Origin of the sequence: Vibrio sp. ECSMB14106 (genome assembly GCF_000972265.1) — a bacterium.
Taxonomy (GTDB): domain Bacteria; phylum Pseudomonadota; class Gammaproteobacteria; order Enterobacterales; family Vibrionaceae; genus Vibrio; species Vibrio kanaloae.
In genome coordinates, this window is record NZ_LAUM01000010.1 from 71,470 (window position 1) to 93,315 (window position 21,846).

19 protein-coding genes are annotated in these 21,846 nt (G+C 43.3%); 15 read left to right on the plus strand and 4 right to left on the minus strand.

The features are described 5' to 3' along the window. Positions 1–138: 138 nt before the first annotated feature. Positions 139–651 carry a DUF2062 domain-containing protein gene (locus WR49_RS09100; RefSeq protein ID WP_029627076.1) on the minus strand — a complete coding sequence of 171 codons (513 nt, stop codon included), beginning with the start codon at positions 649–651 and terminating at the stop codon, positions 139–141. A 215-nt stretch (positions 652–866) separates the two neighbouring features. On the opposite strand from WR49_RS09100, the gene WR49_RS09105 reads away from it, so the two are divergent. The 11 genes from WR49_RS09105 (at position 867) to pyrF (ending at position 12,244) form a co-directional block, all read left to right on the plus strand. After that, positions 867–2,981 (plus strand): DNA internalization-related competence protein ComEC/Rec2, encoded by a 2,115-nt coding sequence (locus WR49_RS09105; RefSeq protein ID WP_082082757.1) that lies wholly within the window; start codon positions 867–869, stop codon positions 2,979–2,981. Between the two features lie 31 nt (positions 2,982–3,012). Beyond that, positions 3,013–4,761 (plus strand): lipid A ABC transporter ATP-binding protein/permease MsbA, encoded by a 1,749-nt coding sequence (gene msbA, locus WR49_RS09110; protein WP_017057034.1) that lies wholly within the window; start codon positions 3,013–3,015, stop codon positions 4,759–4,761. Positions 4,762–4,776: 15 nt separating this feature from the next. Then, positions 4,777–5,784 carry a tetraacyldisaccharide 4'-kinase gene (gene lpxK, locus WR49_RS09115; protein ID WP_017057035.1) on the plus strand — a complete coding sequence of 336 codons (1,008 nt, stop codon included), beginning with the start codon at positions 4,777–4,779 and terminating at the stop codon, positions 5,782–5,784. Then, the gene (locus WR49_RS09120) at positions 5,765–5,944 is read left to right on the plus strand and encodes a Trm112 family protein (RefSeq protein WP_004736429.1); all 180 of its coding nucleotides are present in this window, start codon (positions 5,765–5,767) and stop codon (positions 5,942–5,944) included. Before lpxK ends, WR49_RS09120 begins: the two co-directional genes overlap by 20 nt. Further along, the gene (kdsB, locus tag WR49_RS09125; protein WP_017057036.1) at positions 5,944–6,690 is read left to right on the plus strand and encodes a 3-deoxy-manno-octulosonate cytidylyltransferase; all 747 of its coding nucleotides are present in this window, start codon (positions 5,944–5,946) and stop codon (positions 6,688–6,690) included. The genes WR49_RS09120 and kdsB overlap by 1 nt, the downstream gene beginning before the upstream one ends. A gap of 275 nt (positions 6,691–6,965) precedes the next feature. Next, positions 6,966–7,646: a (d)CMP kinase gene (gene cmk / locus WR49_RS09130; protein ID WP_017057037.1), complete on the plus strand. Its 681-nt coding sequence runs from the start codon at positions 6,966–6,968 to the stop codon at positions 7,644–7,646. A gap of 106 nt (positions 7,647–7,752) precedes the next feature. Beyond that, positions 7,753–9,423, plus strand: coding sequence for a 30S ribosomal protein S1 (rpsA, locus tag WR49_RS09135; RefSeq protein WP_017057038.1), 1,671 nt, complete (start codon positions 7,753–7,755; stop codon positions 9,421–9,423). A gap of 121 nt (positions 9,424–9,544) precedes the next feature. Continuing rightward, positions 9,545–9,829 carry an integration host factor subunit beta gene (gene ihfB, locus WR49_RS09140; protein WP_010439923.1) on the plus strand — a complete coding sequence of 95 codons (285 nt, stop codon included), beginning with the start codon at positions 9,545–9,547 and terminating at the stop codon, positions 9,827–9,829. A 129-nt stretch (positions 9,830–9,958) separates the two neighbouring features. Beyond that, positions 9,959–10,231, plus strand: coding sequence for a LapA family protein (locus WR49_RS09145; RefSeq protein ID WP_017057039.1), 273 nt, complete (start codon positions 9,959–9,961; stop codon positions 10,229–10,231). Positions 10,232–10,242: 11 nt separating this feature from the next. Continuing rightward, positions 10,243–11,418: a lipopolysaccharide assembly protein LapB gene (gene lapB / locus WR49_RS09150; RefSeq protein ID WP_046223793.1), complete on the plus strand. Its 1,176-nt coding sequence runs from the start codon at positions 10,243–10,245 to the stop codon at positions 11,416–11,418. A 130-nt stretch (positions 11,419–11,548) separates the two neighbouring features. Next, positions 11,549–12,244, plus strand: a complete 696-nt coding sequence (gene pyrF / locus WR49_RS09155; RefSeq protein ID WP_046223794.1) for an orotidine-5'-phosphate decarboxylase — start codon at positions 11,549–11,551, stop codon at positions 12,242–12,244. A gap of 108 nt (positions 12,245–12,352) precedes the next feature. Here the strand turns inward: pyrF and miaE are convergent, their stop codons facing one another. Both miaE and WR49_RS09165 read right to left on the minus strand, forming a co-directional pair. Then, positions 12,353–13,108, minus strand: coding sequence for a tRNA isopentenyl-2-thiomethyl-A-37 hydroxylase MiaE (gene miaE, locus WR49_RS09160; protein WP_046223795.1), 756 nt, complete (start codon positions 13,106–13,108; stop codon positions 12,353–12,355). 143 nt (positions 13,109–13,251) lie between these two features. Beyond that, positions 13,252–14,016, minus strand: coding sequence for a hypothetical protein (locus tag WR49_RS09165; RefSeq protein WP_046223796.1), 765 nt, complete (start codon positions 14,014–14,016; stop codon positions 13,252–13,254). Between the two features lie 322 nt (positions 14,017–14,338). Here WR49_RS09165 and cysB point away from each other — a divergent pair, with 322 nt between their 5' ends. Then, positions 14,339–15,313 carry an HTH-type transcriptional regulator CysB gene (cysB, locus tag WR49_RS09170; protein ID WP_046223797.1) on the plus strand — a complete coding sequence of 325 codons (975 nt, stop codon included), beginning with the start codon at positions 14,339–14,341 and terminating at the stop codon, positions 15,311–15,313. Positions 15,314–15,462: 149 nt separating this feature from the next. Continuing rightward, positions 15,463–16,665, plus strand: coding sequence for a methyltransferase (locus WR49_RS09175; protein WP_046223798.1), 1,203 nt, complete (start codon positions 15,463–15,465; stop codon positions 16,663–16,665). 157 nt (positions 16,666–16,822) lie between these two features. Here WR49_RS09175 and ald read toward each other — a convergent pair whose 3' ends face one another. Further along, positions 16,823–17,947 (minus strand): alanine dehydrogenase, encoded by a 1,125-nt coding sequence (ald, locus tag WR49_RS09180; RefSeq protein ID WP_017057047.1) that lies wholly within the window; start codon positions 17,945–17,947, stop codon positions 16,823–16,825. Positions 17,948–18,103: 156 nt separating this feature from the next. On the opposite strand from ald, the gene lrp reads away from it, so the two are divergent. Further along, a complete protein-coding gene (gene lrp / locus WR49_RS09185) occupies positions 18,104–18,598 on the plus strand; it encodes a leucine-responsive transcriptional regulator Lrp (RefSeq protein WP_017057048.1) in 495 nt (164 codons plus the stop codon). A 163-nt stretch (positions 18,599–18,761) separates the two neighbouring features. Continuing rightward, entirely contained in the window at positions 18,762–21,812 is a 3,051-nt protein-coding gene (locus WR49_RS09190; RefSeq protein WP_046223799.1) for a DNA translocase FtsK, read from the plus strand. The last annotated feature ends 34 nt before the right edge of the window (positions 21,813–21,846 follow it).

The window sequence follows — 21,846 nt, forward strand, 5'->3', positions numbered from 1 at the left end:
TCCCCCGATGGGATCCTTTTTTATTGGATTCAAACTGCATTTCTTACAACTTTCCTTACATGCCAATATTGCAGAGGTTAGTTGTTCATCCGATTTTTGCTTGTATACGTTTTAAGTAAGGTACATACAAGGGTAGGTTTAGTACCTAGCTTTTCGCTTCTTCCAGCTTCTTACTACTGAATAGCGCCACAAGCCACGAATGCCAAAGTAGCCAATCATTGCTGAAACCACTCCACAAATTAGACAACCTAATAGGAATGGGGGGCCTATAGTACTCATTTGCGCCAAAATGAAGTCCCACGACAGTTCGAAATGAAACTCTTGAGGTGGTACGTGCATAATAAAAGCCCCTACTTTATAAGCAAAGTAGAAGAGTACAGGCATGGTGATTGGGTTGCTTATCCATACGAGTGCAACAGCCAATGGTAGATTAACGCCACACGCGATAGCAAGGCCTGCAGACATAATCATTTGACTTGGTAGAGGGACAAACGCCATGAATAGCCCAACAGCGAACGCACCAGCCGCAGAGCGACGATTAAGACACCACAAGTTGGGGTTGTACAAAACATTGCCAAAAACTTTCAATGCTTTCTGACGCTTGATGAGCTCATGGTCAGGCATAAATCGTTTGATAAACTTTCTTGGCATAGGAGGAAGCTACTCTCTTGTTTAACACTTGGTTCTTGATTTCATTTGCTGCGACAGCTGTGTCAGCAAGCTTTTGGCCTGTGATGCCACATTGGGTTGGGGCACCATTGATGATGTTATTACTTATAACGTCAACAAAGTATAGCGTTTTCCGGAGTGCAAGAGGTTCAGTAACAGCATTGATACTAGTTATCTGCCTAGGGAATGCGATTGAAATGCAGACAGGTCGATTATTTCAATCAGGACAGAATACTACCATAAATGCGTCGGTTGTTAGCCTTTTTAGTGAAAATAGCCATGGTTTTGAAAGTGTAATAGTAGCTAGATCAATTGGTGGCGAAAAATTAATCTTCCCTCAATTGATAAAATTGAGGTTATTTACACCTTTCAAGTTGACGCTTGGAGATAGTGTCCATTTGTCCGTTTCAATAAAACCGGTGTGGGGCAAACTCAATGAGGCGGGATTTGATTTAGAAAAATACCTGTTTAGCACTGGTATTGTTGCCAATGCAACTTACAGAGCGGGTACCAAATATCGAATTTATTCTAGTACGAATTTACGATCCAAGTGGTTTGAAAATAGCCTTCAAAGGTTAAATCAATTGGAGAATAGGGATCTCATGATGGCTTTAGGTTTTGGTTATCGAGAACTTATCCTCCCTGAACGTTGGGATTTACTGAAAAGCAGTGGGTTGATCCACTTAGTGGCCATTTCGGGGCTTCATATTGGCATTGCTTTTGGCATCGGTTATCAACTGGGAAAGTTCGCTAGATTATTATCACCTCAGCTTCTTTGGTTACCGATGTTACTAGGGCTTGGGTTGGCGTATTTCTACAGTTGGTTTGCTGGGTTTACGTTGCCAACGCTTAGGGCTTTGGTAATGTGTGTTGTTGCGAGCTATTTTTTGTGGCGGGGTCAAAATATAGGCGTGATTCGGTATGTTACTTTAAGCTTATGCGTTGTTTTACTTATATGGCCGTTTTCAGTTTTGTCGAGTAGCTTTTGGTTATCCTTTGGCGCACTAGGGGTGGTTCTTTATATTGCTCTAAATAATAATTCATCACCTTCAAATCTTACATTGATGAATCGAGGGTTAACCCTTATTAAGATTCAACTAATGTTGACGATACTGATTGCTCCTCTTTCTATACTGTTTTTTAAAGGAGTCAGTTTAGTCTCTTTTTTTTATAACTTACTTCTTTTGCCGTGGGTTTCGATAGTGACGATCCCATTGCTATTTTCGGCAATGTTTATCAGCCTATTATCTGAATCAGCACTTTGGGCAAGCAGTGTAGCACTGATGGTAAACGATCTTGCTGATCAACTTTGGAAGTTGGTTGACTTGTCGCTTGAGCCTCTGGTTTATAGCCTTCCTTTTTCTAAACGTTTTTGGATTCAAGTTGATGATCACACGATGGCGTTGTCTGTGTTTCTCATTTTATTCTTCGGTTTCATTAATAAGTACCTTAAACAGGCTCTATCGATATTCGTCATTGCGGTGTTTGTGCTGTGGTGGGAGTCAACAAGCCTTAAGCAGGATAGATTAACCATCGACATTTTGGATGTCGGACACGGTTTATCATTGGTTCTGGAAAAGAATAATCAAGTAGTGGTTTACGACCTTGGTAATGTGTGGGCTGGCGGCTCGATTGTCGAGTCTTTGCTTATCCCTACATTAAATCGAAGGGGGATTAACGAACTAGAGGGTGTGATTGTGAGTCATTTTGATTCTGATCACGCAGGTGGTTATCCGGCGTTACTTGGCTATTACGATCCCAAGTGGATAAGAACTAGTCAAAGCATAAATGCATCAGCGGAATCTAATCTTCGAGCATGTACTATCGGGCAAGTTTGGAGTTGGCAAGATGTTGTTTTTGAAGTTCTTTGGCCTCCTGAACGCGTGAAGAGAGCGTACAATCCACATTCTTGTGTTGTAAGAGTATCTGAGCCCAGTTCAGGGTTCTCTATGTTACTAACTGGTGATATTGAACTAGTCAGTGAGTGGTTACTTTCTCGTGAAGGGGATCGGCTTGAGAGCGATGTGATGCTGGTTCCGCATCATGGTAGCGACACGTCCTCCATTACTCGGTTTATCGAGGCGGTTTCACCTCAAGTGGCAATCGCTTCTTTAGCAAAAGGTAATCAGTGGGGGATGCCAAATTCATCTGTTATTGAACGTTATCGAGATGTGGGGAGTGCTTGGCTTGATACAGGAGAAAGTGGCCAAATAACCATCACTGTCAATCAGGAAGGTTGGAAATATCATACGATTAGAGAGCAACAAGGTGGGCAGTGGTATAGGCAGATGCTTCGTAAGGGAGTAGAATAGATAGATTATTGTGAGAAAATTAAGCGATTTTATGTCAACACAAACAGATGAAACCACCTGGGTCACGTTTAAAAGACTTTGGACTTATATTCGACTATATAAGGCTGGCCTCGGTGTTGCGGTTATCGCGCTTATTATTAATGCCGTCTCTGATACCTATATGATTTCCTTGCTAAAACCTTTACTTGATGAAGGCTTTGGCAGCGCTGAGTCTGATTTTCTACGTACACTTCCTTTCATTGTTTTTGCCATGATGTTTATTCGTGGTGTCAGCGGTTTCGTTTCAACCTATTGCTTGAGCTGGGTTTCTGGCAACGTGGTTATGGAAATTCGTCGTAAAATATTTAGTCATTTCATGCATATGCCAGTTTCTTTCTTCGATAAAGAGCAGACGGGCGCATTGCTATCTCGAATTACTTATGACTCAGAGCAAGTGTCTGCCGCAACGAGTAAGGCTTTAGTTAGTATTGTTCGTGAAGGTGCAAGTATTATTGGCTTGTTGACACTGATGTTCTGGAATAGTTGGCAGTTGTCTTTAGTGTTGTTTGCTGTCGCCCCTCTTGTGGCGTGGGCGATTGGCATCGTCTCGAAGCGATTCCGGAAGATTTCGAAAAACATGCAGACCAGCATGGGCCATGTTGCTTCTTCAGCAGAACAAATGCTGAAGGGGCATAAAGTTGTTCTAACATACGGTGGTCAGGATTTAGAAAAGCATCGCTTTGATAAGGTGAGCAACCAAATGCGCCAACAAAGCATGAAGTTGATAACGGCTCAAGCAGCAGCCAACCCAATCATTCAGATGATCGCTTCGGTTGCAATTGTGGTGGTTCTTGTTCTTGCGAGTGTCGATTCTATTAAAGCTGAGCTAACGCCAGGTACGTTTACGGTTGTGTTCTCTGCGATGTTTGGTTTAATGCGTCCGTTAAAAGCGTTAACCAACGTAACGTCTGAGTTCCAACGCGGTATGGCGGCAAGTACCACGCTATTTGGTTTAATGGATCTAGATACAGAACAAAACAAAGGCACGTTGAAACCTGAAACCGTAACCGGTGAAGTTGCAGTAAAAGAAGTGACGTTTACTTATGATGGTGCAGAGAAACCAGCACTTGATAAGGTGAGCTTCAATATTCCGAAAGGTAAGACGGTCGCTCTTGTTGGCCGGTCTGGTTCGGGCAAGAGTACCATCGCTAACCTGTTTACTCGTTTCTATGACGTAGATTCGGGCTCTATCGAGCTTGATGGACACGATATTCGTGATTACGAATTGAGAAACCTACGTGAGCACTTTGCTCTTGTTTCTCAAAATGTTCACCTATTTAACGACACGGTGGCGAACAACATCGCTTATGCGGCAGAAGAGCAATACTCCCGCGAACAGATCGAACATGCAGCTAAGCTTGCTCATGCAAGTGAGTTTATCGAAGGCATGGAAAATGGCATCGATACCGTTGTTGGCGAAAACGGCGCGAGCCTTTCTGGTGGACAACGACAGCGTATTGCGATTGCCCGTGCTCTATTAAGAGATGCACCTGTGCTGATTCTTGATGAGGCGACTTCTGCATTGGATACTGAATCAGAAAGAGCGATCCAGTCTGCATTGGAAGAGCTACAAAAAGATAAGACTGTTTTGGTGATTGCTCACCGTCTATCAACTATCGAGCAAGCCGATGAGATCTTAGTGGTTGATGATGGCCAAATTGTAGAAAGAGGCGCGCACGCAGAACTTATTGAACATGATGGTGCTTACGCGCAGCTGCATCGAATTCAGTTCAGCGGATAAGATTAGGTCGTTGTTGTGATCGAAAAGATTTGGTTTAACAATCATCCGTTGAAATATCTTCTTTGGCCATTGTTGTGGCCATTGAGCCTGCTGTTCAAAATGATCAGTGGTCAACGTCGTGATGCGTACTTATCTGGTAAAAAAGAGACCTATCGACCAGCTCTACCAGTGATTGTTGTTGGTAACATAACCGCTGGCGGTAATGGCAAAACACCTGTTGTGATCTGGCTAGTTGAGATGCTGCAAGCCAATGGCTTTAAACCTGGTGTGGTGTCTCGAGGTTATGGGGCTAAAGCGCCAAACTATCCACTCGTGCTAGATGAAAATACGTCAGCCGAACATTCGGGTGACGAGCCTCGTTTGATCCGTAAGCGAACCGGTTGCCCTGTTGCGGTTGACCCTGTACGTGCAAATGCAGTGAAGGCTTTGCTGAGTGAAGGTGTTAATGTCATTATCACTGATGATGGACTGCAACATTATGCGCTTGAACGTGATATTGAGTTTTCAGTTATTGACGGTGCAAGACGTTTCGGTAATGAGAGCCTAATTCCACTGGGTCCATTGCGAGAGCCAGTATCACGTTTAGATGATGTCGATTTCTTGATTAACAATGGTGGAAAGGCGCAAGGGCGAGAGTTCTCAATGTCTTTGTTGCCTAGTGAAGCGGTTAATCTAAAGACTGGACAGAAAAAGTCAGTAGCAGAATTACCAAAGCTGGTGGCTTTTGCAGGAATAGGCCATCCGCCACGCTTTTTTAAAACATTAGACGAACTTGATGGTGATGTGGTTTTCACTCAAGGCTTCTCCGATCATCAAGATTTTGATAAAGATGAACTTCATGCCTTAGCAAAGAAAGGTATGAATATGATTATGACAGAAAAAGACGCTGTAAAATGCGAAGAATATGCTCAAGACAACTGGTGGTATCTTCCAGTTTCTGCGCAGTTTAATGAAGATTCGCAACAGCAAATTTTAAAAAGAATAAAAGAGGTTATGGAATACTATGGATCACCGTCTGCTTGAGATCGTTGCTTGTCCTGTATGTAAAGGTAAACTAACTTTTGACAAGGATAAGCAAGAGCTTGTTTGTAAAATTGACCGCCTTGCTTACCCAATTAAAGAGGGTATTCCTGTTCTTTTAGAACCTGAAGCTCGCACCGTTTCTATGGATGAGGGTAAGTAATGTCTTATACGGTTGTCATACCTGCAAGATATCAATCGAGCCGTTTACCGGGGAAGCCACTTGCTGACATTGGTGGAAAGCCGATGATTCAATGGGTATATGAACAGTCAATGAAAGCGGGTGCCGATAACGTTATTATCGCTACCGACGACGCTCGAGTTGAAAAAGCGGTTAAAGCATTTGGTGCCACTGTTTGTATGACATCACCGAATCATGACTCGGGTACAGAGCGTTTAGCTGAAGTGATTGAAGTGATGAACATTCCCGATGACCATATTATCGTAAATGTTCAAGGTGATGAGCCTCTTATCCCACCTGCAATTATTAATCAGGTTGCAAATAACCTGGCGAATAGCACAGCACCAATGGCAACACTAGGTGTAGAAATTACTCACGCTGATGAAGTATTTAATCCTAACGCTGTAAAAGTGGTGACGGATAAAGACGGTTATGCACTGTATTTTAGTCGTGCGACGATTCCTTGGGATCGCGATGCCTACGCGAACAATGGTACAGCTGCGGAATCTCCTTTACTGCGTCATATCGGTATCTACGCTTACCGTGCGGGCTTTATCAATACTTACATCAATTGGGAACCAAGTACCCTTGAACGTATTGAGTGTCTAGAGCAACTACGAGTACTGTGGTACGGCGAGAAAATTCACGTAGACGTTGCAATGGAAGCGCCTTCTGCAGGGGTGGATACTCTAGAAGACTTAGAAGCGGTTCGCGCTATTATTGGTTAAATTTCTTCGAGCCACTACTTCTTTGCTCTACTAAATGCAAAATCATGAGCCTTGCTTATTGCGAGGCTTTTTTATGCCGATAGAAAATGTGCACGTGTCTACTCGCCTAAGCTGGCGGATATTGAGTCGATTGTATTTGCTAATGCATCATCCACTCTGAATTATATGAGATTTACCTCGCTCGACTTCCAATTTTTCTCTATAATATGCCGCCTATAAAGTAGTAGCGAATCGCTAGTACAGAATAAAATTTACGACAAAACGTGGAGTAAAAGATGCCTTCTCAAAGCCCAGTGATTACGGTTGATGGACCAAGTGGTGCAGGTAAAGGTACCCTGTGTATGTTACTAGCAGATAAGCTAGGCTTTCATCTTCTAGACTCAGGTGCGATCTATCGCGTACTGGCTTTAGCTGCAATTCACCACGGTGTCGATACTGAATCAGAAGAAGCTTTAGTACCGCTTGCAACTCACTTAGATGTGCAGTTTATTGCGGAAGGTGATTTGGTTAAGGTTATCTTAGAAGGTGAAGACGTATCTGGTGAGCTTCGTAAAGAAGAGACTGGCATGGCGGCTTCAAAAGTGGCTGCTTTACCTCGCGTTCGTGAAGCTTTACTTCGTCGTCAACGCGCATTCAGCTCAGCACCAGGTCTGGTTGCTGATGGACGTGACATGGGAACGGTCGTGTTTCCTGAAGCTGAAGCCAAAATATTTTTAGATGCAAGTGCTGAAGAGCGTGCGAGTCGCCGCCTTAAACAGTTGCAACAGAAGGGGTTAGATGTTAAATTTGACGACCTTTTGAGCGAGATCCAAGAGCGAGACGATCGAGATCGTAATCGCCCAGTTGCGCCATTACGCCCAGCTGAGGATGCGCTTGTGCTAGATTCTACCTCGATGAACATCGAGCAAGTAGTAGAAAAAGCACTACACTATATTGAATCGAAGCTGGCTGGGTAATTTCACCGAGCGAGTAAGAACGTTGGTCGCAAGGATGATGACCGGCGAATTTATCAACCCCATGCGGTAGGATACCCATGGACGTTTAATTATTGAAGATTAAATAATGACTGAATCTTTTGCTCAACTCTTTGAAGAGTTTCTATCTGAAACTGAATTCCAACAAGGCAGCATCGTTAAAGGTACTGTAGTAGCTATCGAGAACGGTTTCGTTCTTGTAGATGCTGGTCTTAAGTCTGAATCTGCTATCCCTGCTGAACAATTCAAGAACGCTGCTGGCGAACTTGAAGTTGAAGTTGGTGCTGAAGTAGACGTAGCTCTAGACGCTGTTGAAGATGGTTTCGGTGAGACTCAACTTTCTCGTGAGAAAGCTAAGCGCCACGAAGCTTGGATCGTACTTGAGAAAGCTTGTGAAGAAGCTGAAACTGTTGTTGGTATCATCAACGGTAAAGTTAAAGGCGGTTTCACTGTTGAACTTAACGGTATCCGTGCTTTCCTTCCAGGTTCTCTAGTAGACGTACGTCCTATCCGTGACACTGCTCACCTAGAAAACAAAGAGCTAGAGTTCAAAGTAATCAAGCTAGACCAGAAGCGTAACAACGTTGTTGTTTCTCGTCGTGCTGTTATCGAATCTGAAAACAGTGTTGAGCGTGACGAACTTCTTGAAACTCTACAAGAAGGTACTGAAGTTAAAGGTATCGTTAAGAACCTTACTGACTACGGTGCATTCGTTGATCTTGGCGGTGTTGACGGTCTTCTACATATCACAGATATGGCTTGGAAGCGTGTTAAGCACCCATCAGAGATCGTTAACGTTGGTGACGAAATCCTAGTTAAAGTTCTTAAGTTCGATCGTGAGCGCACTCGTGTTTCTCTAGGTCTTAAGCAACTAGGCGAAGATCCATGGGTAGCAATCGCTAAGCGTTACCCAGAAGGTCACAAGCTTTCTGGTCGTGTTACAAACCTAACTGACTACGGCTGCTTCGTTGAAATCGAAGAAGGCGTTGAAGGTCTAGTACACGTTTCTGAAATGGATTGGACTAACAAGAACATCCACCCTTCTAAAGTTGTTAATGTTGGCGACGAAGTTGAGGTTATGGTTCTTGATATCGACGAAGAACGTCGTCGTATCTCTCTAGGTCTGAAACAGTGTAAAGCTAACCCATGGCAGTCATTTGCAGAAATGCAAGCTAAGGGCGACAAAGTTACTGGTAAGATCAAGTCTATCACTGACTTTGGTATCTTCATCGGTCTAGAAGGCGGTATCGACGGTCTAGTACACCTATCTGACATTTCTTGGAACGCTGCAGGCGAAGAAGCTGTACGTGAATACAAGAAAGGCGACGAAATCTCTGCTGTTGTTCTAGCAGTAGATGCAGAGCGTGAGCGTATTTCTCTTGGCGTTAAGCAAATGGAAAACGACCCGTTCAACGCATACGTTGCTGACAACAAGAAAGGTGTTCTTGTAAACGGTACTGTAACTGCAGTTGACGCTAAAGGCGCTACTATCGAGCTAATCGAAGGCGTTGAAGGCTACCTACGTGCTTCTGAAGTTTCTCGTGACCGTATCGAAGATGCATCTCTAATCCTAAGCGTTGGCGATAGCGTTGAAGCGAAGTTCACTGGTGTAGACCGTAAGAACCGCGTAATCAACCTATCTATCAAAGCTAAAGATGAAGCTGATGAGCAAGAAGCAATGGCTTCACTGAACAAGTCTGATGAAGGCGCGTTCGGTAACGCAATGGCAGATGCATTCAAAGCTGCTAAAGGCGAATAATAGCTTCTCATTAAGAGAATTATAGCTATATAGCTAAGAAAGGAGCCGTAAGGCTCCTTTTTTTTTGCTTATTTTTCCGATAGGTCTATAATTTCTAAAAAGAAAACCAACGAGGGTAACTATGACTAAGTCTGAATTGATTGAAAGACTGTGCGCTGAGCAAACGCACCTTTCTGCTAAAGAAATTGAAGACGCTGTAAAAGACATTTTAGAGCATATGGCTTCAACATTAGAAAGTGGTGATCGAATCGAAATTCGCGGTTTTGGTAGCTTTTCTCTTCACTACCGTGAACCTCGTGTTGGACGTAATCCAAAGACTGGCGACAAGGTAGAATTGGAAGGTAAATACGTTCCTCACTTTAAACCGGGTAAAGAGCTACGTGAAAGAGTAAATTCAGGATTGTAGTCCATTTATCGGAATTAAGAAAAGCGGCATACTACAATGTATGCCGCTTTTTTATGACCATAATATGGTGGTCTGATTAGCAATTTTCCTGCATAATCGTACAGCTAACCAACCAATGAGTGATGAACTATGAAAATTATAAAAATAGTCGCCGTTATCGCACTTTTCCTAATTGCACTGGCTTTAGGCTCTCAGAACCAAACCACTGTGAACTTCAATTATCTGCTAGCACAAGGTGACTTCCACTTATCCAGCTTATTAGGTGTGGTCTTCGTTTCAGGCTTTGGCCTTGCTTGGTTAGTCTTTGGTAATATGCACATGCGATCTCAGCTGAAAATTCATCGCTTGAAAAAACAGCTTAATAAGCAATCAAAGCAGGTAGCTGCTGCCACTAAAGCTTAAGGCTATATTTGATGTTAGAGTTACTGTTCTTACTTTTACCAATTGCCGCTGCTTATGGTTGGTATATGGGTAATCGTAATGCTCAGCAAGAAAAACAGAAACAATCACACCAGATCTCCCGTCAGTATGTGACGGGTTTGAATCTACTGTTGTCGGACCAATCTGACAAAGCAGTAGATCACTTTATCGAGCTACTTCAAGTAGACAATGAAACCATCGATACGCACTTGGCCTTGGGCAATTTGTTCCGTTCAAGGGGGGAAGTTGATCGTGCTATTCGTATTCACCAAAATCTTATCTCTCGTTCGGGGCTTACTCTCGATCAGAAAAACCTCGCACTACAACAGTTAGCTAAAGACTATATGGTCTCTGGTTTTCTCGACCGCGCCGAGAAGATCTTTGAACAGCTTGTCGAAGAACCCGATCATAAAGAGGGTGCTCTACAGCAATTGGTTGCTATTTATCAGCAAACACGAGAATGGCACAAAGCTATCCATTACGGAAATATCTTAGTGAAACTCGGTAAGAAGAAAATGAAGATGCGTGCGACCGTTGCGCATTTTTGGTGTGAGCTTGCTATGCAAGAACAAGCTGATGGTAATCGCGCTAAGGTACTTCAACACTTTAAGAAGGCTCTATCTGAAGATCCTAAATGTGTTCGTGCTAGCATTGCCTTAGGTAAGTTCCATTTAGCAAACGAAGATTATCAAAAGACAATTACTTGTCTGGAGTCGGTTCTCGAGCAAGATATCGACTTTATTAGTGAGGTATTGCCAACCCTTGCAGAGTGTTACCACAAGATCGGACGGGAAGCTCAATTGGTCGAGTTCCTTAAAGCTTGTATTCAGAAGAAAGCCGGAGTATCCGCTGAACTGATGCTTGCTCAGTTGGTTGCTCACCATGAAGATGTCGGGTCAGCCCAAGAACTACTGACTAAGCAACTTGTCAAAAACCCAACAATGAAAGGTTTTTATCGATTAATCGATTACCACCTAGCAGAAGCAGAAGAAGGCCGAGCGAAAGAAAGCTTAACTACTCTACAGTCTATGGTGGGTGAACAATTGAAGCTTAAGCCGCATTATCGTTGCCATCAGTGTGGCTTCTCAACGCACTCAATGTACTGGCACTGCCCTTCATGTAAAGGGTGGGGGACGATCAAGCCTATTCGTGGACTTGATGGTGAATAGATTTGTGGTCATTTTAAGACCAAATTTTTAATTGCAGCTTTCGGGCTGCATTTTTATGACTGTTATTTATTACCCGCTATGTGTAGGTGAGTAAATATTTTGTAGAAAGTTAACTGCGTTAGGAGATGAAATGAACGACCAAAAAATCATTGTAGCCTTGGATTATGACAACCAAGCGGATGCGTTAACCTTTGTTGATCGTATTGACCCAGCATCTTGCCGCTTAAAAGTCGGCAAAGAGATGTTTACCTTGTTTGGCCCTGAGTTTGTTCGTGAATTACATAAGCGTGGTTTCTCAGTATTCTTAGACCTTAAATTCCACGACATCCCTAACACATGTTCAAAAGCAGTACGTGCAGCCGCTGAACTAGGCGTTTGGATGGTGAATGTGCACGCAAGTGGCGGTGAGCGTATGATGACGGCGTCTCGCCAAATTTTAGAACCATATGGTAAAGATCGTCCGTTGTTAATCGGTGTGACGGTACTCACCAGCATGGAGCAATCTGATTTGGCGGGTATTGGTTTGGACCTGGAGCCACAACAACAAGTTCAGCGCTTAGCCTCTCTAACGAAAAATTCTGGCCTAGACGGTGTTGTATGTTCAGCACAAGAGGCTTCTTTGCTGAAAGGTGCTCTTGGTCAGGAGTTTAAGCTAGTGACTCCTGGTATTCGTCCTGTAGGTGCCGATATTGGGGACCAGAAGCGTATCATGACGCCGTCTAAAGCGATTGAGTCGGGTTCTGACTATCTTGTTATCGGCCGCCCAATTACGCAAGCTGTAGACCCTGCAGCGGTTCTTGCTGAGATTAACGGCACGCTTGTGTAAGTTTATCTGTAGATAGCGATGCAAAATAAGAAGGCCAACAATTTGCTGGCCTTCTTATTTATTGATGAGACATAAATTATAAATTGGTTTGGATTTACTATGCTGAGCTTAAACTGGAGTACCGCTATGGAATTTAAAATCACTGTCTTCTGAAGTTATTAAGTCAGCTTCTACTTGCGCGAAGTGATCAATACGCTCGGAGATATCTTTGCCTGCGATCTGCTCTGCTAACTCAAGGTAATCTTGATAGTGGCGCGCTTCTGAGCGAAGCAAAGATACGTAAAACTTCTCTATGTCTTCTTCTAAGAAAGGAGCAAGTTTCGCGAAGCGTTCACAAGAACGAGCTTCAATGAAGGCGCCGATTATAAGTTTATCGACCAGAGCATCTGGCTCGTAAGTCTTAACCTGTTTGATCAAGCCCTTAGCGTAACGACCCGCTTCAATCGGTTGGTAAGTGACGCCTTTCTTTTCCATCAATTCCAGTACTTGGTAGAAGTGATGCAGCTCTTCTTTGATCAGTAACACCATTTTCTCGATCAGGTTTGCACCATAATTGCAGCCATCTTTCGCTGTGATTTGTTTTGATACGTTGCTTTTACCACGAAGTGACTCTAGATCTCCGATACGACGATAAGCAAACTGCTCGTATGGTAGGATCCACTCATTCAGTTGTTTTGCACTCTCTTTATCAACCGCGTACTTACGGATAAGGAACAGAGCGCTCTGAGCCGCTTTAAGCTCACAAAGCATGTGATCACGTAGAATGATGTGAAGGTTTTCTGGCTTTTTGGCTTCATCGATCCATGAATCTGGCGTGTCAGCTTTAAGAAAAGAGTGAATTGGAGCTAATAATTCTTGATACATGGTCTAGTAAAGTTTGTTGATAATACGCGATCCTATCACAGCTGAAGAGATCTCCCTATACGGGGAAAAGAAATTCGATAGGCACAAAAAAGGCCACCTATTTACTAGAAATAAAGTGGCCTTTAAGCATTTTAGTTAAACTCTTACCACTTTTTCTTCTGACCGAAGAGGGCATCCATATCGTCATCACGCTCTTTAGATTCTATTTGTTGTAAATCTTGTGCGCTTTTATCTAGGCGCTTCTGATCAAGGTCGTTCAGCATCTGCTGAAGCTTTTCTTTTGCTTGATTAGAATATGAATCGTTTTTGGTCGCTAGTGCATCTATACCTTTACGTAGTAACTGTATTGCCGTGCCTGGTTGTCCACGAGAGATAGAGTCATTTGCACGTTTAATAACGTTCTCGATGTTGATTCGAATTTGAATCGTTTCTAGACGGGCGTTTTCTACTACATAAGCCTGAGTCTCGAAGCGGCCTTTATTGTGCTCGTTACGCACCGTATCACGAAGGCGCTTAACTAATTTAAGCATCATGATCGCCTGCTTGTCACTGCTTGGAACTCGAAAAGTAGTGCTCTCGCCACCTTGATAGTTCTCTTTGAGCTGAGTGATTTGTTGTTTTACACTTTCGATGCGTTGAGCAAGTTGCTTATTTTTTGGGTCGAGTTGATACATGTTTTCCAACGCATCAAGAATTCGATTATTTAAGCATACAAGAAGATCTTGGCTAAAAGGCATGTGATGAGCATTGCCAATCAACTCTTCTGTTCCGTCAATAATGGTTAGATAACGAGAAGCTTCCTGCTTCTTTGCTGTTTCTACCTTAACTTTATATTGAAGCATGATGTTGTAGCCTAAAACTAACACCAAAAGAACGGCTACTAAGGCAATGATTAAACCAATATTCATATATTTGTGTCTGCTTGTTGTTTTTTATAGCTAACTAGAAAGGATACACGATTCCATGGCGTATCGGCACTCGTAAATTGCAATTTATCATTATCTCTTGTTGAGCGTAATCGGCAATCAAAACTTACTAACTAATGTATGAGAATGAGGAGTAGGTTGCAAAGCGTTATTGGTATTATTGTTTTTTAACCTATAAAAACTCAATATTTCTGTCATTTTAGGGCTTGAGGCGTTATAACTATTAATTATATTACACGAGACTATAACGCTCCCTTTACAAATAAGTTATCACAGAAATGAGTAAAGGATTACGGGGTTAAATATGAAGTTACAGCAACTGAAGTACATTGTTGAGGTTGTAAACCATAACCTAAATGTTTCTGCGACAGCAGAGAGTTTGTACACATCTCAACCGGGTATTAGTAAACAAGTTAGATTATTGGAAGATGAGTTAGGGATTCAGATCTTTGAACGTAGCGGTAAACATTTAACGCAGGTTACCCAAGCTGGTGAAGATATTATTCGTATCTCTCAAGAGATCTTAGCCCGTGTTGAAAGTATTAAATCCGTTGCGGGTGAACACACTCACCCTGAGATGGGGACATTGAATATTTCAACAACACATACTCAAGCTCGTTATGCTCTGCCTGATGTAATTAAGGGCTTCACAGCGCGTTACCCAAAAGTATCACTTCACATGCACCAAGGTACGCCTAGCCAAATGTCGGAAGCGGTTGCTAAGGGGACGGCTAATTTTGCAATTGCAACGGAAGCGCTTCATCTTTACCAAGATGCGATTATGCTGCCTTGTTACCATTGGAACCGTTCAATAGTTGTTACTAAAGATCATCCTCTGGCGAAAAAACGAAATATCACTATCGAAGATCTTGCTGCTTACTCTCTGGTTACCTATGTATTTGGTTTTACTGGTCGTTCTGAGCTTGATACTGCATTCAATAAAGTTGGCTTAACACCTCGAGTGGTATTTACAGCCACTGATGCTGATGTGATTAAGACTTATGTTCGAATGGGGATTGGTGTTGGTGTTATTGCAAGTATGGCCATCGACCAAGAACAAGATACTGATTTGGTGGCCATTGATGCCAGCCATCTGTTTGGTGCAAGTACCACAAGCATCGGCTTTAGAAAAGGTACCTTCCTACGTTCTTACATGTTTGATTTCATGGAGCGTTTTGCACCTCACCTAACGCGCCCTGTTGTCGAGCAGGCTATCTCTCTTAAATCGAATGATGAGATTGAAGAGATGTTTAAAGATATCGAGCTACCTGTTCGTTAATCTCATCGTGCAAATCTAGATTCTTATTCGGCCTGTAGATACAGGCCGTTTTTCTTTCTGATTTCGATCTTTCTTTGCTGTTCTCTTTTATATCGACCCTTTCCATTTCTGTTTCTTACCCCTACAATCCTCGCACCATAGGGGGAAGCATGCATTCACGATTTAAAATACTCGACTCATTCTTGTTAGAGCACCAAGTTTACTGGCGTTCAGAACCTTTCCACCTATGCCAAACCCAGCAACGACCTTGGGTTGATGTGAATCGGCCGCTTGTTGATTGGCTGAATAGCTTGAGTATCGAGAATATTCAGATTCTTAAAGAGCAGCCTCAAGCTTTGGTTGAAGAGCTTATTGGTTTTCTTCCCGAATTAGAGGAAGCGAATCAAAATATTCAGTTCACTTTCACAGCACATAAAGGGCTAACGCTTCCACGAGGTACCGAAGATGGCATTCCGGGAAGAAAGCTACAACAGATTGTTTCGATGGGTGAAGCTTTGCTTGAACACCATCATGGCAAAGAGTGGTTGGAGTGGTGTTCTGGAAAGGGTTTTCTCGGTCGAATCTTATCTCAACAATCGAAGCAAAAAGTCACCAGTTTCGAGTGGCAGCAATCGCTGTGTGAAAGCGGACAAAAGATTGCAGATGCACAACGCCTAGACATGACCTTTGTTCAAGGTGATGCGCTTTCTGAAAGTGCAGATGATGTCTTTAATACAGACCAACACGCTGTAGCACTGCATGCCTGTGGCGATCTGCATGTTGAGTTAGTGAAAAAATCTGTGTCACATGGGCTACCAGCCGTCACTATCTCCCCTTGTTGCTACCATCTTATTCGTAATGAAAACTACCAAGCGATGTCGTCGGTTGCGAAAAGTTCTGATTTGACATTGAGCAAGAGTGATTTACGAATCCCACTTCAAGAAACCGTTACAGGTGGAGAAAGGGTAAAGAGGCACCGTCAGTTAGAGATGAGTTATCGTTTGGGTTTTAGCCAACTGCTCAAGGCTGAACGTAGTATCAATGAATACATCCCGGTACCGAGTATTAAAAAATCAGAGTTATCCGAGGGGTTTGAGTCATTTTGCCTATGGGCGGCCGAAGTGAAAAATATCTCACTTTGTTCGGGTATCGACTTTGAATCGTATCTGGTTCAAGGCGAGACGCTTTTCTGGGAAATGGAGAAACTGAGCTTAGTTCAACAAGTTTTTAGGCGACCATTGGAGGTATGGTTAGCTTTGGATCGAGCTATTTACTTGCGAGAGCAAGGCTATGAAGTAACTCTCGAAGAGTTTTGCGAACGCAGTGTCACGCCTCGAAACTTGTTGATTCATGGTGTTAAGAGCGACCGATAAATCACACGAGTTTCAGACAGGGCGTTTATCATCGCTGTTGAAAAATAGTGTTACAGATACAAAAAAGCCAGTTCGAGAAATGTCGGACTGGCTTTTAATGTGTGGATTAACTGAACTCTTCAACGAGAAAATTTACGCTCAGTTAGTCACTACATCATTAGTTAAACATTGCGATAGCTTCTGCTGGGTCTACGTATTCTAGGTCAAAGCTCTCTGCAACTTCTTTACAAGTCACTTTACCGTGAATGACGTTTAGTCCTTCTAAGAAACCTTCATCAGACAGAAGCGCTTCGCGGTAGCCTTTGTTTGCTAGTTTAACAATGTAAGGAAGTGTTGCATTGTTTAGCGCGGAAGTAGAAGTACGAGCAACGGCACCAGGCATGTTTGCAACACAGTAGTGAACTACGTCATCAACGATGTAAGTTGGGTCTGCGTGAGTGGTTGCGTGAGAAGTCTCGAAACAACCACCTTGGTCTATTGCAACGTCAACAACTGCTGAACCTGGCTTCATCTTAGCGATATGCTCTTTAGTAACCAGTTTAGGAGCCGCAGCGCCTGGGATCAGTACAGCACCAATCACTAGGTCAGCTTCTAGAACATGCTTCTCGATAGCGTCTTCAGTAGAATAAACCACTTTTGCGCGGCCTTGAAATTCTTCATCCAAGCGACGAAGTGTATCTAGGTTACGGTCAAGGATTGTAACATCAGCGCGAAGGCCAACAGCCATACGTGCTGCGTTAGCACCAACAACACCACCGCCAACAACAACAACTTTCGCGGGTTCAACACCCGGAACGCCACCAAGAAGAAGGCCACAACCACCATTAGATTTCTCTAATGTTTGTGCACCCGCTTGAATAGACATGCGACCAGCAACTTCAGACATTGGTGCTAATAGTGGCAAGCGACCCATATTATCTGTTACAGTCTCATAGGCTACACAGACAGCTTTGCTCTTGATAAGCTCTTCAGTTTGTGGAAAATCTGGTGCAAGGTGTAAATAGGTAAATAATATTTGCCCCTCGCGAAGCATAGCTCGCTCGACAGCTTGAGGTTCTTTAACCTTTATAATCATCTCTGCTTTCGCGAAAACGTCAGCAGCAGTAGGAAGAATGGATGCGCCTACAGCGATGTAATCATCGTCTGAAAAACCGATACCATTACCGGCATTGGTTTCTACAAAAACTTGGTGGCCGTGTGAAATGAGTTCTCTCACGCTAGCTGGGGTCATACCAACGCGGTATTCGTGGTTTTTGATTTCCTTAGGTACGCCAATGATCATCCTGATTCCTTATTTTATTTTGGTTGTTTTATCTATGTGTAGGGTAATTCTGTCGAATTAATAGCTAGTATAGATGGGTTTAAATAAAATTTGATACTGAATATTAAAAAGTTGTAGTATATTTTTTTGCAAGGAAGTAATAAGGTGGAATAAAAAATGGCAGACAATTATAAGAAGCCGTCCAAGGAACTAGATCGTATTGACCGCAACATTCTTAATGAGTTGCAAAAAGACGGTCGTATCTCAAACGTTGAACTCTCGAAAAGAGTAGGACTTTCTCCAACTCCATGTCTTGAGCGAGTTCGCCGTTTAGAACGTCAAGGTTACATTAATGGGTACACAGCGTTGCTGAACCCACAGTACCTCGATGCTTCACTTTTAGTATTTGTTGAAATTACGTTGAACCGTGGTGCTCCAGATGTGTTCGAGCAATTCAACACTGCTGTTCAGAAACTTGATGATATCCAAGAGTGTCATTTAGTGTCGGGTGATTTTGACTACCTTCTAAAAACTCGAGTATCCGATATGGGTGCTTACCGTAAGTTATTAGGTGATACGTTGCTGCGTCTACCAGGCGTAAACGACACTAGAACTTACGTGGTAATGGAAGAAGTGAAACAAACTAATCAACTTGTGATTAAGACTCGTTAATCATAATTGATGAAATGAAAGAAAGCGGACTTTTGTTCCGCTTTCTTGCTTTCTGGAATTGGGTTTTTTGGTTTGATATGGTTAAATCAACAGTAGTTTCATTGAAACGAGCGGCTTGGTCCGCTCGCTGTGTTTTTATCTCGTTCAATTATTAAGTTGGTTTATGTTCAAGCAGAGCAGTAATAAAGTAGAAACTATCATTAAAACGAGTGAAGAGCCTCAGTCTCCTCGTTTAAGTGGTTCTCAACGTCTAAAAGAGTGCAGCCTCATACTGGGTGTTCTCTTCTCTATTCTACTTGCCGTGGCGTTATTAACTTTTAGTCCTGCAGACCCATCATGGTCACAAACGGCATGGGGTGGTGACATTCAAAATGCGGGTGGCTATCTAGGTGCATGGTTAGCGGATACACTTTTCTTTATATTTGGCTCTCTGGCCTACCCGATACCTATATTGGTAACGGTTACTGCATGGGTGCTGTTCCGAAAACGTAATGAAGACGAACAGATAGACTTCATGTTATGGGGATCTCGCTTACTTGGGCTCACTGTGCTGATTCTTACTAGTTGTGGCCTAGCGGATATCAATTTTGACGACATTTGGTATTTTTCATCAGGTGGTGTGGTTGGTGATGTACTAAGTAGCCTTGCACTTCCAACTCTGAATATTCTTGGTAGCACACTTGTTCTCCTGTTCTTATGGGGTGCTGGCTTTACTTTATTAACGGGTATTTCTTGGCTAAGTATTGTTGAATGGCTAGGCGAAGGCGCGCTCAAACTTTTTACGTCTGCAGTCAATCGAGCACGTGGACAAGATCAAGAACTGCTAGAACCTGAGTTGAAGGAGTCGGCAGACCGAGATCGGTTTGAAACGCGTCATCAAGAGCCTACTTACCGGGATATATCTTTTACTGAAGACGCAGATCAAACCGCTTTTGATCCTGCAATGAGTTTCCCTGCGACAGCTGAGCCTTCAGAGACTGCTACAAGCACGTTAGACGATACTGCATCGCCGAGGCGCCATTACAATATCCACATGCCTGTAGAGGCTCCTAATAAGACGGTTGCCTCCTCAAATGAACAAAAAACATCAGCTCACAATGAGAGAGTCCCTGTAGAGCAGCCCCTTGTTCCCCCCGTCTATCAAGATACAAATGAGTTATTGGAAGAGGGCGTAGAGCGTTCAAAACAGTTGAATGCGACTATAGAACAGTTAGAAAGTGCCGCTATGTATGAAGATGATCTTGCTGAACATGATCAGGTGGATGCACTCGAATCTCAAATCTCATACCAAGAATATGCGCAGAGTGATCAGTCACAAGTTAGTGCTGCTAGTGATATTGACGTCGATAATGCGACATCAGCGGATGAGAAAAGAGAAATGTCACAAGCGTTTTCAGCGCAAGAGCCACCTATTGATATGGCTGAAAATCCGTTCTTTGAACCGAATTCAAAATTTGATGTTGAACGAGCAGAAGACGAAAACACAGAACAACCGGAGTCTTTGTCTAATGGACAAGAGCAGTCTGAACTTACGAAATCAATAGAGCAAAGGCAAGATCCTATCGTTGATCTTCCTTGGGAAGAAGTGGCAGAAGAAGAGCCTTTACATGAAGACCAAGATGTTGCTGCGTTCCAAAGCAAAGTGTCTAAAGCACAGGCTAATATGGCAGCGGCACAAAATCCGTTTTTAGTTCAGCAAGATGTGAACTTGCCAAAGCCAGCAGAGCCGTTGCCAACACTTGAATTGTTGTTCCACCCTGAAAAACGTGAAACCTTTATCGACCGCGACGCTCTAGAAGCGATTGCTCGTCTGGTTGAATCGAAACTAGCGGACTACAAGATAAAAGCTGATGTAGTTGATATTTTCCCTGGTCCAGTGATTACTCGATTTGAGCTAGACTTGGCTCCCGGTGTGAAAGTAAGCCGTATCTCAGGACTTTCAATGGACTTAGCACGTTCGCTGTCTGCATTGGCAGTACGTGTCGTGGAGGTTATTCCGGGTAAGCCTTATGTAGGCTTGGAATTACCGAACATGAGTCGTCAAACGGTATTCTTCTCAGATGTGGTGAGCAGTACTCAGTTCCAAGAAGCGAAATCACCAACGACCGTAGTCCTCGGGCAAGATATCGCAGGTGAAGCGGTTATTGCTGACCTATCGAAAATGCCACACGTTCTTGTTGCGGGTACTACTGGTTCTGGTAAGTCTGTAGGTGTGAACGTGATGATCTTGAGTATGCTTTACAAGGCATCACCTGAAGACGTTCGTTTCATCATGATTGACCCAAAAATGTTGGAATTGTCTATATATGAAGGTATTCCACATCTATTGTCTGAAGTTGTGACTGACATGAAAGATGCGTCTAACGCCCTTCGTTGGTGTGTCGGCGAAATGGAACGTCGTTACAAGCTTATGTCGGCGCTTGGTGTTCGTAACATTAAAGGCTACAACGATAAGCTTAAGATGGCTGCTGATGCGGGTCATCCAATTCATGATCCATTATGGAAGCCGGGGGACAGCATGGACCCTGAAGCACCATTGCTTGAAAAGCTGCCCTACATTGTGGTGATCGTTGATGAATTTGCCGACCTAATCATGGTAGTGGGCAAGAAAGTAGAAGAGCTGATTGCTCGTTTGGCACAAAAAGCGCGAGCAGCCGGTGTCCATTTGATTCTTGCAACTCAACGCCCATCTGTAGACGTAATTACAGGTCTTATCAAAGCTAATATACCAACACGTGTTGCTTTCACCGTATCGACTAAAACGGATTCTAGAACCATTCTTGATCAAGGTGGTGCGGAGTCGCTACTTGGTATGGGTGATATGCTTTACTTACCACCGGGTTCTAGTCATACCATTCGTGTACATGGTGCCTTTGCATCAGATGACGATGTGCATGCGGTTGTGAATAACTGGAAAGCACGTGGCAAGCCGAACTATATTGAAGAGATTACTAACGGCGATCAAACCCCAGAAGCACTGTTACCGGGTGAGAAAATGGAAGGCGATGAAGAAGTTGATCCTTTGTTTGATCAAGTTGTCGAGCACGTGGTTCATTCACGTCGAGGTTCCGTTTCGGGTGTTCAGCGTCGATTCAAGATCGGTTATAACCGTGCCGCACGTATTGTCGAGCAACTTGAAGCGCAAGGTATTGTAAGTGCTCCGGGTCATAATGGTAATCGAGAAGTCTTAGCGCCAGCACCACCAAAAAATTAGTTCCACTAGGAACTCATACCCATTAAGTCGGTCA